The organism is Salinivibrio sp. ML290 (assembly GCF_001995695.1).
In the GTDB taxonomy this organism is placed as follows: Bacteria; Pseudomonadota; Gammaproteobacteria; order Enterobacterales; family Vibrionaceae; genus Salinivibrio; species Salinivibrio siamensis.
Genome location: NZ_MUEY01000003.1, coordinates 104,423 through 121,240 on the forward strand (window position 1 = coordinate 104,423; position 16,818 = coordinate 121,240).

Annotated in this window: 11 protein-coding genes and 1 pseudogene; 3 read left to right on the forward strand and 9 right to left on the reverse strand. The window is 50.6% G+C overall.

Annotated features, from left to right (window positions below; all coding sequences use genetic code 11):
- The first annotated feature begins 56 nt into the window (after positions 1–56).
- On the forward strand, positions 57–1,850 hold the full coding sequence (gene dld / locus BZG23_RS04105; RefSeq protein WP_077606205.1) for a D-lactate dehydrogenase: 1,794 nt from the start codon (positions 57–59) through the stop codon (positions 1,848–1,850).
- 70 nt (positions 1,851–1,920) lie between these two features.
- Here the strand turns inward: dld and BZG23_RS04110 are convergent, their stop codons facing one another.
- From BZG23_RS04110 to hrpA, 3 genes and pseudogenes are all read right to left on the reverse strand, one after another.
- On the reverse strand, positions 1,921–2,778 hold the full coding sequence (locus tag BZG23_RS04110; RefSeq protein WP_077606206.1) for a DNA ligase: 858 nt from the start codon (positions 2,776–2,778) through the stop codon (positions 1,921–1,923).
- A gap of 172 nt (positions 2,779–2,950) precedes the next feature.
- The gene (locus BZG23_RS04115) at positions 2,951–3,586 is read right to left on the reverse strand and encodes a murein L,D-transpeptidase catalytic domain family protein (RefSeq protein WP_241837176.1); all 636 of its coding nucleotides are present in this window, start codon (positions 3,584–3,586) and stop codon (positions 2,951–2,953) included.
- A gap of 181 nt (positions 3,587–3,767) precedes the next feature.
- Positions 3,768–7,383, reverse strand: a pseudogene (gene hrpA, locus BZG23_RS04120) (ATP-dependent RNA helicase HrpA).
- 280 nt (positions 7,384–7,663) lie between these two features.
- Between hrpA and BZG23_RS04125 the strand changes: the two are divergent.
- Positions 7,664–8,131 carry a tellurite resistance TerB family protein gene (locus tag BZG23_RS04125; protein ID WP_077577825.1) on the forward strand — a complete coding sequence of 156 codons (468 nt, stop codon included), beginning with the start codon at positions 7,664–7,666 and terminating at the stop codon, positions 8,129–8,131.
- A gap of 16 nt (positions 8,132–8,147) precedes the next feature.
- Here the strand turns inward: BZG23_RS04125 and btuD are convergent, their stop codons facing one another.
- The 6 genes from btuD to pheS form a co-directional block, all read right to left on the reverse strand.
- Complete coding sequence (gene btuD, locus BZG23_RS04130) at positions 8,148–8,921, reverse strand: vitamin B12 ABC transporter ATP-binding protein BtuD (RefSeq protein ID WP_241837177.1); 774 nt, start codon at positions 8,919–8,921, stop codon at positions 8,148–8,150.
- Positions 8,918–9,901 carry a vitamin B12 ABC transporter permease BtuC gene (gene btuC / locus BZG23_RS04135; protein ID WP_077606207.1) on the reverse strand — a complete coding sequence of 328 codons (984 nt, stop codon included), beginning with the start codon at positions 9,899–9,901 and terminating at the stop codon, positions 8,918–8,920. The genes btuD and btuC overlap by 4 nt, the downstream gene beginning before the upstream one ends.
- A gap of 62 nt (positions 9,902–9,963) precedes the next feature.
- Entirely contained in the window at positions 9,964–11,004 is a 1,041-nt protein-coding gene (locus BZG23_RS04140) for a succinylglutamate desuccinylase (protein WP_077606208.1), read from the reverse strand.
- A 170-nt stretch (positions 11,005–11,174) separates the two neighbouring features.
- Positions 11,175–11,471: an integration host factor subunit alpha gene (gene ihfA / locus BZG23_RS04145; RefSeq protein WP_046073253.1), complete on the reverse strand. Its 297-nt coding sequence runs from the start codon at positions 11,469–11,471 to the stop codon at positions 11,175–11,177.
- Positions 11,472–11,876: 405 nt separating this feature from the next.
- A complete protein-coding gene (pheT, locus tag BZG23_RS04150) occupies positions 11,877–14,279 on the reverse strand; it encodes a phenylalanine--tRNA ligase subunit beta (protein WP_077606209.1) in 2,403 nt (800 codons plus the stop codon).
- Between the two features lie 19 nt (positions 14,280–14,298).
- Positions 14,299–15,282 carry a phenylalanine--tRNA ligase subunit alpha gene (pheS, locus tag BZG23_RS04155; RefSeq protein ID WP_046073255.1) on the reverse strand — a complete coding sequence of 328 codons (984 nt, stop codon included), beginning with the start codon at positions 15,280–15,282 and terminating at the stop codon, positions 14,299–14,301.
- A gap of 439 nt (positions 15,283–15,721) precedes the next feature.
- Between pheS and BZG23_RS04160 the strand changes: the two genes are divergently transcribed.
- Positions 15,722–16,750, forward strand: a complete 1,029-nt coding sequence (locus tag BZG23_RS04160; RefSeq protein ID WP_046073256.1) for a lipoate--protein ligase — start codon at positions 15,722–15,724, stop codon at positions 16,748–16,750.
- Positions 16,751–16,818: the final 68 nt, after the last annotated feature.

Sequence of the window (16,818 nt, forward strand, 5' to 3'; positions counted from 1 at the left end):
GCGGGCCAGCTAGGCTGACCCCAGCCTTTGTCGTAACGTAAAGGAAAGGAACGCTTATGAATACCCCATCACGTTTGTCGTCATCACAGCAACAAGCATTTATTTCGACCTTGACCGACATCGTGGGCGAAAACAACGTACTCACTGAGACAAGCCAGACCCAGCATTATCGTACTGGCTTTCGCTCGGGAGGCGGCCCTGCGCTGGCGGTTATTTTTCCCACCTCTTTGGTGATGCAATGGCGAGTGCTCCAAGCATGTGTCGACGCGGATGTGGTGATGATCATGCAAGCCGCGAATACGGGCTTAACCGAAGGCTCAACCCCCAAAGGCAGCGACTACGACCGTGATGTGGTAATTATCAACACTACACGCCTAGACGGATTACAGCTTCTCGATAACGGCAAGCAGGTACTGAGTTTTCCCGGAACAACATTGCACCAGTTAGAGCAGACGCTCAGGCCTCTTAAGCGCGCGCCGCATTCGGTCATCGGTTCGTCGTGCATTGGCGCATCGATTGTCGGTGGTGTGGCCAATAATTCCGGTGGTGCATTGGTCAAACGCGGCCCAGCTTATACCGAGTATTCTTTGTTCGCACAGTTGAATCAACATGGTGAACTGACACTGGTTAATCATTTGGGCATTGCCCTAGGTGATGACCCAGAAGCTATTCTCTCGCGCGTTGAGCATGGTGATTACACCGCCGATGATATTACCTATGACGAGCGCAAGGCGTCTGCTGATGACTACGAGCAGATCTTGCGTGATGTCGATGCTGACAGCCCCGCGCGCTATAACGCCGACAAACACCGCTTACATGAAGTGAGCGGCTGTGCGGGGAAACTTGCCGTATTTGCCGTGCGTCTTGATACTTACCCGATCCCTGAGCGCGAGCAAGTTTTTTACATTGGCACCAACAACCCAGATGTGCTTAATACCCTGCGCCGCCGTGTTCTGAGCGAACTCTCTCACCTGCCAGAGGTGGCTGAGTATATGCATCGTGACGCCTTTGATATCGCCGAGCGTTACGGAAAAGATGTGTTTTTAGCGATTGGTCGACTGGGAACAGATGCAATCCCGAAAATGTTTGCCTTGAAAGCAAAAATAACCGCCTGGCTAGACAGTGTTCCCCTACTGCCTAAAGCATTACCCGATAAAGTGATGCAATACGCCAGTCAGCTTTTTCCACAGCACTTGCCCAAACGAATGCTCGCATTTCGCGATAAGTTTGAACACCATCTAATATTCAAAGCCTCAGATGAAGGGATAGAAGAAGCCTCGGCGTTTCTGAGCCGCTTTTTCACCGAACACGCAGACAGTGATTACTTTGCCTGTAGTGAGGATGAAGCGAAAAAAGCCATGCTTCACCGCTTTGCGGCAGCCGGTGCGGCGATTCGCTACCACACCATGCACAGCCGTGATGTGGAAGACATTCTCGCGTTAGATATCGCGCTTAAGCGCAACGAGACCGAGTGGGAAGAGCACCTGCCCATCGAGATAGAACAAGAGATGGTCGCCAAGCTTTATTACGGGCACTTTTTCTGCCACGTCTTCCATCAAGACTATGTGGTGAGAAAAGGTGCGGATGTGAGTGCGATTAAGGCGAAAATGCTGGCGCTGCTCAATGAACGAGGCGCTAAGTATCCTGCCGAGCATAACGTAGGTCACCTCTATGCGGCGGAGCCGGACTTAGCTAACTTTTATCACCAGTTAGATCCTACCAATAGTTTTAACCCAGGGATCGGTAAAACGGGGAAACAAAAATACAGCGCTGATTGCCAGTGCTTGGACCATCAATTGCGCCAACAGACAGGTGCTTCCTCCTCTTCCGTCACTCAGGCGCATTCGTGAGCGCTAATCGTTAACGAGGAGCGGCAACACCGCCAACGGTGAGTATCACTCTCCGTTGGCGGAGGTTTCATTACAGGGACGGCTTCTCGCGAATAAAACGCGCAAAACGTGGAATGCCTTTTTGGGTGACACCGTTATGGCGCACCAAGATAGTACTACCAACCTGTGGCGGATCAGCCCGCTGCGCATCACTAAAGCCAGATCCCACGCTAAACTCGGTGCCGTCAGCCAGGCGTACCACCAGAGAGCCCATCAAACCTTGTAACCGCCCTTTGCCAGGGTTCATCCCTACCACAGTCACGTCTTTTTCTTGGTAGGTTTTCAACTTAACGACGCTTTCTACCCGCTGACCCACATACACACTATCAGGGTGATGCAGCATCAAGCCCTCACCGCCTGCTTCATCGATGGTAGCCAACCTCTCCTTAAGTGCTTCATTGCTCGTCACAGGCTTCTGTGGGACATACGCTAAGTGCGGCGATGCTGTCTTAGATACGATCTGTTTTAACGCTGTATAGCGGGTTGAGAATTGGCCTGGATGATCGGGCATATCAAACGCATAAAAGCGAATACGCTGCCACGCATCTTCATCCGGCGTATCATCAAGCACAGTGCGTAATACGGCTTGAAACTCTCCCCTTCCTGCCCATAACTCACCATCTAAAGGCGTCGTTGGCAGCGTTCGAATCAATGCATCCGGTGCGTGAATGGGATTCCCTTGTCGGGTTAAGAATTGCGTGCCCGTCCAATAGGCGCGGATCCCATCCAGTTTTTCACTGGCCCAATAACCACGATAGTCTTGTTCGGCAATCTGTCCGTCAATACCATGCATCAACGCTGGCGCCGACGGTGCAGCATCAGCATCACTGGAAGGAAACAGGGTAAAGGCGGAGAGTAAGCATAGAGTAAAAGGATTTAGGCGTGCCATGGCATTCCTCCTTAGTGGTAAGGAGCATACGCTAGCGCGATAGAAGGCGTATCAACATGCCTTTATTTTTTCTTGGTAGAGAACGCGTGTTCACGGTGAACAATGCGCAGGTGTTACATCGTCCACCGTGAAATGACTCGTGAAAGCCCGTCCGCTATGACATCTTTGATCATCAAGCTTGGCTGGCAAACGCATAGATAAAAGTGCCGTTTTTTATCGCATCAATCACCCGGGCCGATAAATAGCTAGGTAACGCTGGGCAGCCCCAACTTCGACCGAGTTGGCCACTTTGTTTGATCACGTTCGGATGGGCATAATCGGCACCGTGAATAACAATCGCTCTTTCACGTGCATTGTCATTTAGCCCCTTTGACAAACCATCGAGGCGTAATGAATAGCCATGTTTGCCATGGTAGGTTTCAGCCGCGCGATAGACCCCCAATGATGTTTTTAGCGAGTTGATTCTGTTAGAAAACTGCTTTGCATATAAAGCGCCGCTATTTTTGCCATGAGAGACATAAGAGCGAAATAGCATTTGGCGTTTTTTCACATTGATCACCCAAAACCGCTTTTCTGACGACGGTTTTCCGTAATCAATCAGTGTCATCACCGGCTTGCTACTTGGGTTGTGCTTAAAATGGCGATACGCATCAGAAAAGGCTTGGTACGACACCTCCCCAGCGAGATTGAGTGATTGATATAATCCACTGACCTCATCTTTAAAACTGGCCCAAACCGAGGTTGGCATGCTTAGCGCCAATACATACAAAACCACCCGATACCAAGGGGCCACATCTGCTTGTTTCACTTTTTGCTCCTTTCTTGCCACGGCAACACGCACCACCGAGCTGTCTGTCGTTCGTATTGACAAAAACAAAAACCGTGCCATGTGACACGGTTTTGATTATTTATTGATATTTATATAAATTATCTCACATCGACGTTTTACCCGTCTTCATCTAATCCGTAGCGGCATAAGCTTGCCGCATTTAAACCGCCGCAATGGCGTTTTTAATCCGCTTATCCGAAACAGGGTAAGGCGTGCCGAGTTGTTGCGCAAAGTAGCTCACACGTAGCTCTTCAATCATCCAACGAATCGCTTTCACCTCATCAGGCACAGGCTTTCCTTTAGGCAGCTTGTTCAGCAACGCCTTGTACTCATTCATCACAGATTCAATTTTGAGCATGTGGTTGCGATCGCGGGTTGGATCCACAGGCAGCTTTTCCAATCGTCGCTCGATCGCTTTCATGTAGCGAAGAATATCAGGCAGCCGCTGCCAACCTGATTCGGTGGCAAAGCCTTTGTAGATAAGCCCTTCTAGTTGGGCTTTGATATCCGACATCGCAAACGCCATGGAAAGATCCACTTTGCCTTTGAGCTTTTTGTTGATATTGAACGCGTGCGTCAATATTTGCTCGACCTGTTGCGCTATCTCCACCACGGTATCGCCTAGCTCAGCACGCACCGTCTCTTTAAGGGCTTCGAATGCCTGTGCCTCCCAGGTTAAGCCACCGTGTTGCTCGATAAGCTTATCGATCCCGCAAGCGATGCAATCATCAATCAAATCCAACACGCGACCATACGGATTGAAATAGAGTCCCAATTTGGACTTGTTGGGCAAGTGTGCATGCAGATATTTAATCGGTGATGGCACATTGAGCAAGATAAGCCGACGCTGCCCCGCTTGCATGGCTTTATGTTGTTGATCTTCGGTTTCGAACAGACGAATGGCAACACACGACACGGAACTGGATACGCAAATGCTCGGGAAGTTGACTGAAGTTCCAGCTGTCACGCTCAATGGTGACACCGGACATCTGCTTCAAGGCTTTCTCCATGCTATCGAGCAAAGGTGCCTCCATCGGCGTCGCGCGCTGTAAGATTGCCTCAGCATAGTTTGGTGCCGGAACAAAGTTACGACGTAACGGCTTAGGTAGCGATTTAATCAGGGCAACAATCAGCTCCTGACGTAGCCCGGGAACGTGCCAGTCAAAACCTTCTTCTGACACCTGATTGAGGATCGGCAGTGGGATATGCACCGTCACCCCATCATGGTCTTGGCCGGGTTCAAATTGGTAGCTCAACTTGAGTTTCAAGTTGCCTTGATGCCAAAAATTGGGGTAATCCAGCTCCGTGACATGGCTGGCGTCGCCTTGCAGTAGCATGGCTTTTTCAAAGTTAAGCAGGTCGGGATTGTCTTGACGTGCCTTTTTCCACCAGGTATCAAAGTGACGCCCGCTGACCACACTATGATCGAGGCGCTGATCGTAAAAGTCGAACAAGGTATCGTCGTCTGCCAAAATATCGCGCCGGCGAGATTTGAGCTCAAGCTCTTCCACTTCCGCCAGCAGCTTTTGATTTTGGCGGAAAAAGGCATGCTTGGTTTGCCAATCCCCCTCAACCAATGCCGAACGAATAAACAGCTCACGACTAAGCACCGGATCGATGGCGCCATAATTGACTTTACGGCTGGCCACAATTGGGATCCCGTATAGCGTGACCTTCTCACTGGCCATCACAGCCGCTTGCTTGCGTGACCAATGTGGTTCACTGTAGCTGCGCTTAATCAAATGCTGCGCCAGTGGCTCTACCCATTCGGGTTGGATTCGCGCGACAATTCGCCCCCAGAGTTTCGAGGTTTCAACCAGCTCGGCAACCATCACCCATTTAGGCTGCTTTTTGAAAAGCCCAGAGCCTGGGAAAATATGGAATCGTGCATTCCGCGCGCCTTGGTATTCATTCTTTTCTTGGTCTTTTAGGCCTATGTGGCTTAATAGCCCGGCCAGCAGTGCCATGTGAATGGCCTGAGAACTGGCGGGCTCTTGGTTGAATTGCGCATTTTGCTCTTTCATCACTTGGGTGATCTGATAGTGAACGTCTTGCCACTCTCGCACGCGCAGGTAATTGAGATAGTCTTTTTTGCACTGTTTACGGAACTGGTTATTCGACAGCGCTTTTTGCTGGTCTTTAACGTAATCCCAAAGGTTTACATAGGCTAAAAAGTCCGATTCTTTATCGGCAAAACGACGATGCTTTTCATCCGCTTGTTGCTGCTTATCAGCCGGACGCTCACGTGGGTCTTGAATAGCCAAGGCCGCGGCAATCACCATCACCTCATTTAAGGCACTATGCTTGGGCGCCTCAATCACCATGCGTGCCAAACGCGGGTCAATCGGCAGTTTGGCCAAGGTTTTACCAATCGCGGTCAGCTTACGTTTATCGGTGGCTTGGCCGGGCTTAATCGCCCCCAGCTCTTCGAGCAAACGGACACCATCTTTAATATGACGGCTATCAGGCGGCTGAACGAACGGGAAGGCTTGAATATCACCGAGCCCTATTGCCGTCATTTGCAGGATCACTGAGGCCAGATTTGTCCGCAGAATTTCTGGATCGGTAAATTCAGGACGGCCTAAAAAGTCCTCTTCGCTATATAAACGCACACAAATGCCTTCCGACACACGGCCACAGCGCCCTTTACGCTGGTTAGCACTGGCCTGTGAAATCGGCTCAATCGGCAGTCGCTGCACCTTAGTCCGGTAGCTATAGCGAGAAATCCGTGCCGTGCCGGGATCAATCACATACTTAATGCCCGGCACGGTTAGCGAGGTCTCGGCGACGTTGGTGGCCAATACAATCCGGCGCCCCGAGTGAGATTGGAATACACGATTTTGCTCGCCAGCAGAAAGCCTTGCGTACAAGGGCAAAATCTCGGTATCGCGCAGTTGACGACGCTGAAGATGATCGGCGGTGTCGCGAATTTCACGCTCACCGTTCATAAAAATCAGGATATCACCCGGCCCTTCCTGACACAGCTCATCGACCGCATCGCTGATCGCTTCCAGCTGGTCACGATCGCTATCGTCCTCTTCCACCAATGGGCGGTAGCGCACTTCCACCGGATAAGTACGGCCAGACACCTCTATCATAGGCGCGTTATTAAAGTGCTTGGAAAAGCGCTCAGGATCGATGGTTGCCGAGGTAATGATGACTTTGAGATCAGGGCGCTTGGGCAATAACTCGCGCAAATAGCCGAGAATAAAATCGATGTTTAGGCTGCGCTCGTGAGCTTCATCGATAATGATGCAGTCGTACTGATTCAGATACCGATCGTGCTGAATTTCGGCTAGCAAGATCCCGTCCGTCATCAGTTTGACTTGCGTCGACTCTGAGACTTTGTCGTTAAAGCGCACTTTATAGCCCACGCTGCTGCCTAACTCGACGTCAAGCTCTTCAGCAATCCGTGAGGCGACCGAGCGCGCAGCCAAGCGACGTGGCTGAGTGTGACCTATGGTACCGGCGACACCTAGCCCAAGTTCCATACAAATTTTGGGCAGCTGAGTGGTTTTACCTGAGCCCGTTTCCCCCGCAATGATTACGACTTGATTGTTCGCGATCGCCTCGGCAATGTCATCTTTCTTCTGACTGACTGGCAATTCTTCCGGATAGCGAACGGTTGGCGTATTGGCTCGACGGGCGAGCAGGCGCTGCATACTCTGCGCCATTTCCGCGGCGATTTGATCGTACACCGCCTGTTTGGCGTCGTCTTTTTTGATTTTTTGCGCGCCATGGATGCGCTTTTTAAAACGAAAACGGTCTTGCAGCATACAATCGTTTAGTGCTGCAAACAGTGTCTCTGGCGTGTTGTGATGACGTGAACTCAAGGCGATTCCTGCTTACTGCTTAATCTTTTAAGGCGTTTATCAGTGTCACAGCCGATAAATAAGGTTGATTGGTGTCGCATCCTATCACAAAGTAAAAAGAATCAAAGTCGCGCCAGCCACGCGCTCACCACCAACGTGGCAGCGTAAAGTAAACGCATTGGCCGTTCGTCGCGTATAAACGCATAATGACGGCCAACAAACCCCGCAGTTTGGGAGAGCAGCCATGCTAAAACAGCTTTTTAAAAAACTCGAATCCGCCCTCGCCGCTGAAACCGGCCAACACGGTAAGCAATCCGGGCTATCCCTTCACCAAGCGATGGCGGGGCTATTAAGTGAAGTGGCGATGGCCGATCACGATATTGATGAGCGAGAGAGAACAACCAAACGCAACCGTATTTGCCAGTTGCTATCACTCGACGTGACACAAGCCGAGCAATTACTTGAGGAGGCGAGACAACACAGCGAGCATGCGACCTCGTTGTATGAATATACGGATAAATTACGCGACCTTGACCCACAAGCCCGGATAGCGTTAATCGAGGCGATGTGGTCAGTCGCGTATGCCGATGAGAACATTGATCCGCTCGAGGAAGCGGTGATCCGTAAAACCGCCGAGCTGCTTTATGTCGATCATGCCGAGTTTATTCGCGCCAAGCTTAACGTGATTGAGAACGACGACAGCGAAAGTTAGGTCAAAACGTTCAAACTCATGCCGAGGACGCGCGCATGATCACTGGGCCATTGGCGGTTGATACCTGTTCCAGTGGCGTGGCAAAAACATCTGAGAGCAGCTGATCCGTCAATACCGCTTTCGGTGGGCCTAGTGACACAACACGACCTTGTTTAAGCACCACAACCGTATCCGCGTGCTCTAGGGTGCGGTTTAAGTCGTGATTCGCCATGATAACTGCGATTTCCTGCTCTCGCGCCAAGGCGGTCATTTCTTGGTAAATCACTTCCTGTTGCGCGACATCAAGTCCGGTTGACGGCTCGTCAAGCAAAAGCAAACGCGCATGTGGATTTAACGCCTTTGAAACTTGCAACATGACGCCCGCCAATCGCACCCGTTGCCACTCTCCGCCCGATAAGCTGTCTATTCTTCGGTGGAGCTTGTCGCTGATGGCCAAACGAGACACCACGTCCGCGACCGTCTTGTCTCGAATCTCACCGGTTGCCAATTGCACACTATCGAGCACGAGATTGAGGTATTCAAATACCCCCATGACAAACGCAGGGCGCTGTTGTTGCATTAGGTATCCCCGCACTTGCGCCAAATCGTATCGGGTTTGTCCTGATACGGGTTGGCCTTGCAGCCAAACACTCCCCGATTGCGGCACTTCCAAGCCCGACAAGAGTTCCAGTAAGGTGCTTTTGCCACTTCCGTTGGGACCGATAAGGTGTACCACTTGCCCGGCATCAACCGATAAGGACATCGGTAGTAAACGTGGCGATAAGCTCAAATCTTTAGCGTGAACGATCATCCCGCCCTCACCAACATCCAAATAAATAATGGGGCACCAAGCACACTGGTGACCACCCCCACCGGAAGTTCCGCTGAGGGAAGGATAAGTCGACCAACGGTGTCGGCGCTGACCAATAATAGCGCCCCTGCCAACGCAGACATGGGCAACAAGGTACGGTTCCGGCTACCAAGCCACAGGCGTAAGTAATGAGGAACAATGAGGCCAATAAAGCCAATAACACCCGCAACAGCCACAGATACCCCGACCAAAACGCTAATTAAGGCAATCAATTGCCAACGTAGTTGATGTGTATCTAGCCCTAACTGCTGCGCCTGAGACTCTCCTAGCATAAGCTGGTCAAGCTTATGTCCGTATCGCCACAATACCGCAATGCAAGGTAAGGTCATTGTCAGTATACCCACATGCTCCAATCGCATGCCGGACAGTGATCCCATTAACCAGACCATTAACTGGCGCAAATTAAAGTCAGTACTGAAATAAAAGGCCAAGGTAACGCCTGCCCCCGCCAAAATGCTCAGAGCAACACCGACCAATAAAATGCGTGCCGTCGCTAGAGCGCGACGGGCTAATATCACTAATATAAAGGTAAACAAGCTCGCGCCCAGCATGGCAGTGACCGCCATACTGCCACTCGACGCCCAAGCGGGTGCGAGTAATAACAGTAAGACCACAGCAATGCTTGCGCCACCGGAAATGCCTAAGACACCGGGCTCCGCGAGTGGGTTACCCAATAGCACTTGTAGGCTTGCCCCGGCCATTGCCAGTGAGGCCCCTATCATCACACTGACCAGCACACGAGGGAGACGAAGCTGTAAGAGTAACTGCTGCTCTAATATTGAGTCAGGCGCGAACGGATTGATCCATATATCGCCCACACTCAGCGCAAGCCCACACAGCAACAGCAGTAAAGCCGAGAAAGTAAGTAACGCGCGCCGCCAACGGCTCTGTTGGCGGGCGGTGAGTTCTGACACTCGCATGCGTCATCCATTAAACCAATACTGTGACGCACTTTACCGACTGATTGCCAGCTTGAAAAGCGCTACGCCGAGGCTTTTTGTGGTGCGTGCACAAAGAGTGGCTGATTGACATTAGGCTCAAAGGGCGTGGCGAGTAATCCAGCCCGATGACCGACGTGGACATTGGCATTGGGAAAGATCACCACTTCCCCCTCATGCTCGGCATAGATTTCTTGTCCCTTGTCGGTGGCCAATAATACCCCCTTCTCGAACGGTGTGAAGTTTTTAGCTGATGAAGGGAACGTGAGGGCAAATTGCTCCGTGTACTTGGTCAAGGTTCGCGTCACACGATAAAAGCGCATCGGCGCCAATTCAGTCGGTAATGTGTCGGCTTTGAGTAAGCCTCGTAAGGTGCGTTCAAGCGGCTCGTATTCACGCAAATCATTTTCAAACAAAGGCGCGACACGGCCCATTTCTAAGGTTGCAGCCAGTGCATCATGGTGGTTGGCACTATACCAACTAAAAGTCGGTGATGGTGATTGAGACAGAATAGTGGCATCCATTTTGGCGTCATTGAGTAATGCCGCCAATGGACGTACATCCTTTTGGGATGGTGTCGTTGGGATCACGCCAAACATATAATGATAGGACTCGCGAATGGCACTGTGTAAGTCAAGATGCCAACGAGTCATACTGTCCGGTTGAGCAGAAAAGAAATCGCTTACCGCTTGTTGCAACTGATTGGCTAGGTAGTGCTCTTCGTTTTTTTCCTCATTCCAGCCTCCGAATAAGCGGTTGAGGTTATCTTCAATAAAACGAGTGTGCGCTTTAATCGCTTCGGCATGGCCAATAATCAGTAATAGCGGCACATTGGGGGTAAATGTCTCTGACATTATATCGGCAAGAAGACTGTCAATGAGCTCAATGGGCGCGGTTTCGTCACCGTGAATACCTGAAGACAATACGACGCAACGCGAAACCTTGGCAACATCGGGCTGTATCGAAATAATACCGGGGGCACTGTGATTGAAGGTAAGCGAGCCTACTCGCCATGAGTCTGGGGTAAAAGCATGAGGTGCAGTCAATGCGGCATCAATAAAGGCACCTGGGCGTGCTGTCAGCATAATGCTTCCTTTTATTACAACTAGACAACAAAACGTTACAGCGAGATAACCAATAAACCCAGGATTTTCCCCTCACAATGTGATCATGTATAGACAAATTAAAAAGCCGTGGCGCATCGGCACACGGCTTTCTAGTGTGGTGTCGTCACCACTGTCGGGGTCACACAGCGTTATTCTTCAACGTCTGCGTTTTCAACTCGCGCTTTGAGTTTTTGGCCCGGTCTAAATGTCACTACGCGGCGCGCCGTGATCGGAATATCTTCCCCTGTTTTAGGATTTCGACCGGGACGTTCATTCTTGTCTCGCAAGTCGAAGTTACCAAACCCTGATAACTTGACCTGTTCGCCACTTTCGAGCGCCTTCCGAACCTCTTCGAAAAACGCTTCGACTGTCTCCTTGGCGTCCCGTTTGCTAATCCCGATATTTTCAAACAGGTTCTCAGCCAAATCGGCCTTAGTGAGCGCCATAGGTTTTTCCCTCAAGAATTGTTGAACACATATGCAATACCGCAGTATCGACACCACCATTCTACACTTGGCCCATACGCCTTTAGCCCTTGTATTTTAGGGATATTTGAAGGCCAGCTCAAAACAAGTGTATGCCAACTGGCTGATTTGCGCCAACTTTTTTACATTAAAAAAGCAAGAACAATGTCCAAAAAATTGACCTTTCAAACCAAGATGTTACAAGGGTTTTCTCAACCAGCATAGTCAATAGACGGCTAAGCTGCTTAATATTAGGCTTTTTTATCAATATCTGAACACTTTCTCCTCAAATATAGTGAATTTATTTAGTTTTTCAAATGGATAGATGTTAGGCCATTTAGGCATAAAAAAAGCAGCGTTTCCGCTGCTTTTTGGGATGACTTTAGGTTAGTCACGCAAGGTAACGCCTAATTTCTCTGATAAATAGCTGACAACACCAGACACGGCTTCACTGATATCGGCTTCCTCAAGCGTGCGCGCATCAGATTGCAAGGTCAGTGCGATCGCCAAGCTCTTCTTGCCCTCTTCCACACCTTTGCCGGTGTAAAGGTCGAAAAGCTGTGCGTCCTTAAGCAAGGGGTTGCCGCTTTGCAAACATGCGTGCACCACATCGCCAGAAGCAAGCGATTGATCAGCAATCACCGCGATATCCCGGCGGTTAGCAGGGAATTTAGACAGTCCTGCCGCTTCGGGAATAAAGCGTTCGTCAATGGCCTGCCACTCTAGCTCAAACACCACCGTTCGGCCATTTAAGCCAAACTCACGCTCAAGTTCAGGGTGCAGGGTACCAATGTGACCCACCACTTTGCCGTCAAACGCTATCGCGGCGGTTTGACCTGGGTGCATGGCAGGATGAGAGGCTGACACGAAACGGAAGTCTTTCAACTTGCCTGTGAGTTCCAGTACCGCTTCTAGGTCGCCTTTCAAATCAAAAAAGTCAACGGTCGCGCTCGCCAGATCCCAATGCTCTTCACTGCCAGGACCTGCAATCACCCCCGCAAGCATGCTTTCTTGGCGAATGCTCGATTGACGAACGGCACCACCGGTGTCACCTTCCGGGGTAAAGCGTAAGCCAAATTCAAACAAGCGCACACGAGGTTGCTGACGTTTTTGGTTATAGGCCACCGTGTTTAAAAGCCCAGGAAGCAAGCTCAGGCGCATGGCTGACATGTCCGCAGAGATTGGGCTTGGCAGGATCAGCGGCTCAACATCGGGAACAATCAGCGCTTGCTGTTTCGGTTCAACAAAGCTGTAGGTAATCGCCTCGTGGAAGCCACGGTCAACCAACAAATCGCGGACACGTTTCAGTGGCATCGCTGCTTCTTTGTATTCGCGCATCGTCAGTGCCGCTTTAGGCGCACGGGTTGGAATGTTGTCGTAGCCGTAAATACGCCCGACTTCCTCAATCAAATCCTGCTCAATGGCAATATCAAAACGCCAGCTAGGTGCCGTGGCTTGCCACCCTTTCTCGGTTTCCGTTACCGCACAGCCAAGGCGAGACAAAATGGCTTGTACATCACTGTTATCGATAGAATGACCCAATAGGCCATCTAACTTCTCACGACGGAGGGTGACAGTGTCACGAGTTGGCAGTGTTTCTGCCGACTCAGCGGTAACAATCTCTCCCGCTTCACCACCACAAATCGCTAATAGCAGTTCAGTCGCCCGCTCCATCGCCGCTGCTTGTAAAGCTGGGTCGACGCCACGCTCAAAACGGTGAGAGGAATCTGTATGTAGCCCATAGCTACGTGCACGGCCGCGGATCACATCAGGGGCAAAAAACGCCGATTCGAGTAAGATATCTTGCGTGTCTGTGGTGACGCCAGAGTCTTGCCCGCCAAAAATTCCGGCCATCGCCAAGGCTTTGTTCTCATCGGCAATGACCAAGGTTTGCGCATTGAGTGTTGCTTCGTTGCCATCGAGCAATGTGAGCGTTTCGCCCTCTTTTGCCATACGCACCACAATGCCACCCTCAAGCTTGCTAAGATCAAAGGCATGCATCGGCTGACCTTGCTCAAGCATTACATAGTTAGTGACATCCACCACAGGGTCGATAGCGCGAATGCCACTGCGGCGCAATTTCTCTTGCATCCACAACGGGGTCTGGGCATTAAGATCCACATTTTTTACCACACGCCCTAAATAACGTGGACATGCTTGTGGCGCATCAATACGTACGGATACCTTATCTTCAATGCTGGCAGCGACCGGAGTGATGGTCGGCTCGGTGACATCAGCGCGGTTCAATACGCCGACTTCACGCGCCAAACCACGCAGGCTCAAGCAATCAGCACGGTTCGGGGTTAAGTCGACATCGATGGTTACATCGTTTAGCGCGAGGTAGTCACGAATATCAGCACCAATCGGTGCATCGGCAGGTAGCTCGATAATGCCGTCAGATTCGACATCAATCCCTAGCTCAGTAAATGAGCACAGCATGCCGAAAGACGGTTGACCACGCAGCTTCGCTTTTTTGATTTTGAAGTCACCTGGCAATACCGCACCAACCATTGCGACCGCGACTTTTAGGCCTTGACGACAGTTTGGTGCACCACAAACGATATCAAGCAATTCATCTTCGCCGACATTGATTTTGGTGACACGCAGCTTGTCTGCATCTGGATGCTGGCCACACTCAACCACTTCGCCCACAACCACACCGCTAAAGTCGCCAGCAACGGGTGCAATTTCATCGACTTCGAGGCCGGCCATGGTGATCTGATGGGCAAGCGCGTCGGTGTCGTTTGCTGGGTTTACCCACTCTCTCAACCAAGATTCACTGAATTTCATTATTACCTTGCCCCACTGATTACTTAAATTGTTTCAAAAAGCGCAAATCGTTCTCAAAGAACGCACGGAGATCATTCACTCCATAACGCAGCATGGTTAGGCGCTCTACGCCAATACCAAAGGCAAAGCCTTGATATTCCTCTGGATCGATATTCACCGCACGTAGTACATTCGGGTGAACCATGCCGCAGCCTAAGATCTCGAGCCATTTTCCGCCTTTGCGGCGTACATCAACTTCAGCAGAGGGCTCTGTGAACGGGAAGTAAGAGGGGCGGAAACGCACTTCCAGATCTTCCTCGAAAAAGTTACGTAAGAAGTCATTGAGGATCCCTTTGAGATCAGCGAAGGTGATGTCTTTATCGACCAATAGCCCTTCCACTTGGTGGAACATCGGGGTATGCGTTTGGTCGTAGTCATTACGATAAACGCGACCGGGGGCAATAATACGGAATGGGGGTTTACCCGCTTCCATGGTACGAATTTGTACGCCAGAGGTATGCGTACGCAACATCAAATCAGGGTTAAAGAAGAAAGTATCGTGATCGGTACGTGCAGGATGATCTGGGGCGATATTCAGCGCATCAAAGTTATGAAAACCGTCTTCAACCTCTGGCCCAGAGGCGACAGAGAAGCCCAATTCACCGAAAAATTGCTCAATACGTTCAATGGTACGCGTCACGGGGTGAATACCACCGTTTTCAATACGACGGCCCGGCAAGCTTACATCAATGGTTTCTGCGGCAAGCTTCGCTTCCAACTCGGCGCGCTCAAGCGCATTTTTACGCTCAGCAATCGCTTGTTGTACGGTTTGCTTCGCTTGGTTAATCTTTTGACCCGCTTCGCGGCGCTCTTCCGGTGGCAGTTTGCCCAACGCCTGTAATTGTGCAGTTAGCTCGCCTTTCTTTCCTAGGAATTTAACCCGGACTTCATCCAATGCAGCCACAGAGGCGGCATCGGCCACCGCACTGGTTGCATTCGCAAGAATTTCTTCTAATTGTTGCATTGTTTCCTCGTCGACCCGTTGGGCAGTCCAAATCAGGTAGGTGCGTGACAATACCTGCTGACATCATGGTTTCACCCATTGTCTAAGCAAACTGACAGAGTCGCCTCAATAACACGCCTCAATGCCAATTGACTGAGAGAACAGGTAATAAATTGACCTTACATACTAATTAATGCCACGACTAATGCCAAACGCTAAACAGCATTTACGCGATTTTTCCTTGCCATCCGGTCACAAGGGGCGTCATTTTGGTGGTAGATTGGTCATTCAGCGCTTCAATCCAGTAAAAATCGAACATATGGGCACTGATCGAGTAACTCGCTAAGCATTGTTTGGTATTCTAGCGCCTATATTGCCAAACAAGCTTGTGTGGCCACTCTCTACTTGGCCTCCGACCGCGTATCCCTAATAACTTGTTTTCCTAACACTTGGAGCCAGTATGCAAGACACCAGTCGTCCCTTACGTGTGTTTGTTTCGACGTCGACCCACCCTTGGTTCAACCTCGCCGTGGAGGACACCATATTTCGAACCATGTCCTCGCAGCAGAACGTCCTGTTCCTCTGGCGTAATGACAATACGGTGGTCATTGGACGCGGACAGAACCCATGGCGCGAGTGTAATACGCGAAAAATGGAACAAGATGCCGTGGTATTGGCGAGGAGACAAAGCGGCGGTGGCGCGGTGTTTCACGATTTGGGCAACACCAATTTTACCTTTATGGCGGGTAAACCAGGTTATGATAAGTCAGTATCAACGCAAATTGTACTCGATGCCCTGAAAACGCTCGGGATCAGTGCCTCAGCCAGTGGCCGAAATGACCTCACCATGGATACACCCGACGGCCCAAGAAAAGTATCGGGCTCAGCCTACAAAGAGGCCAAAGATCGCGGCTTTCACCATGGTACGCTCTTGATTAATGCCAACTTGTCGCGACTGGGTGACTACCTCAACCCTGATCCTAAAAAGCTACAAGCCAAGGGGATTTCATCTGTACGTGCCCGCGTGGCCAATATCGCTGACTTTGTCCCAGACGTTGATCACCAACGCGTATGTGACGCGATTAAAACCGCCTTTTTCCGCCATTATGGCCATACCACTGAGATTGAGTATATTTCTCCCGACGCCAAGCCCGATGTCGAGGGGTTTGACGCGATTTATGAAAAACAGTGCAGTTGGGCGTGGAATTTCGGTAACAGCCCGCAGTTCATGCATACCTTTGATGAGCGTTTTGAATGGGGAGGCGTTGAGCTGCACTTGGATGTGAAACATGGAGAAATCATCGATTGCCAGTTATTCACTGATAGTTTAACGCCAGGCCCGCTAGAAACCCTGGCTAATCAATTGGTCGGACAAGCCTACCACCCTGAAAAACTTTACCACTTTGTGATGAGCTGGGCCGACGCAGACCAAAGTCATCAAGTGATGTACGAAGATATTGCCCTGTGGTTACGTCAAGCCATCGCCTGATCGCTGAACACGGCTAGAGTGACCCCTATCACATAATCCCCTCTCCTTTGATCCCACGCAAAGACGCA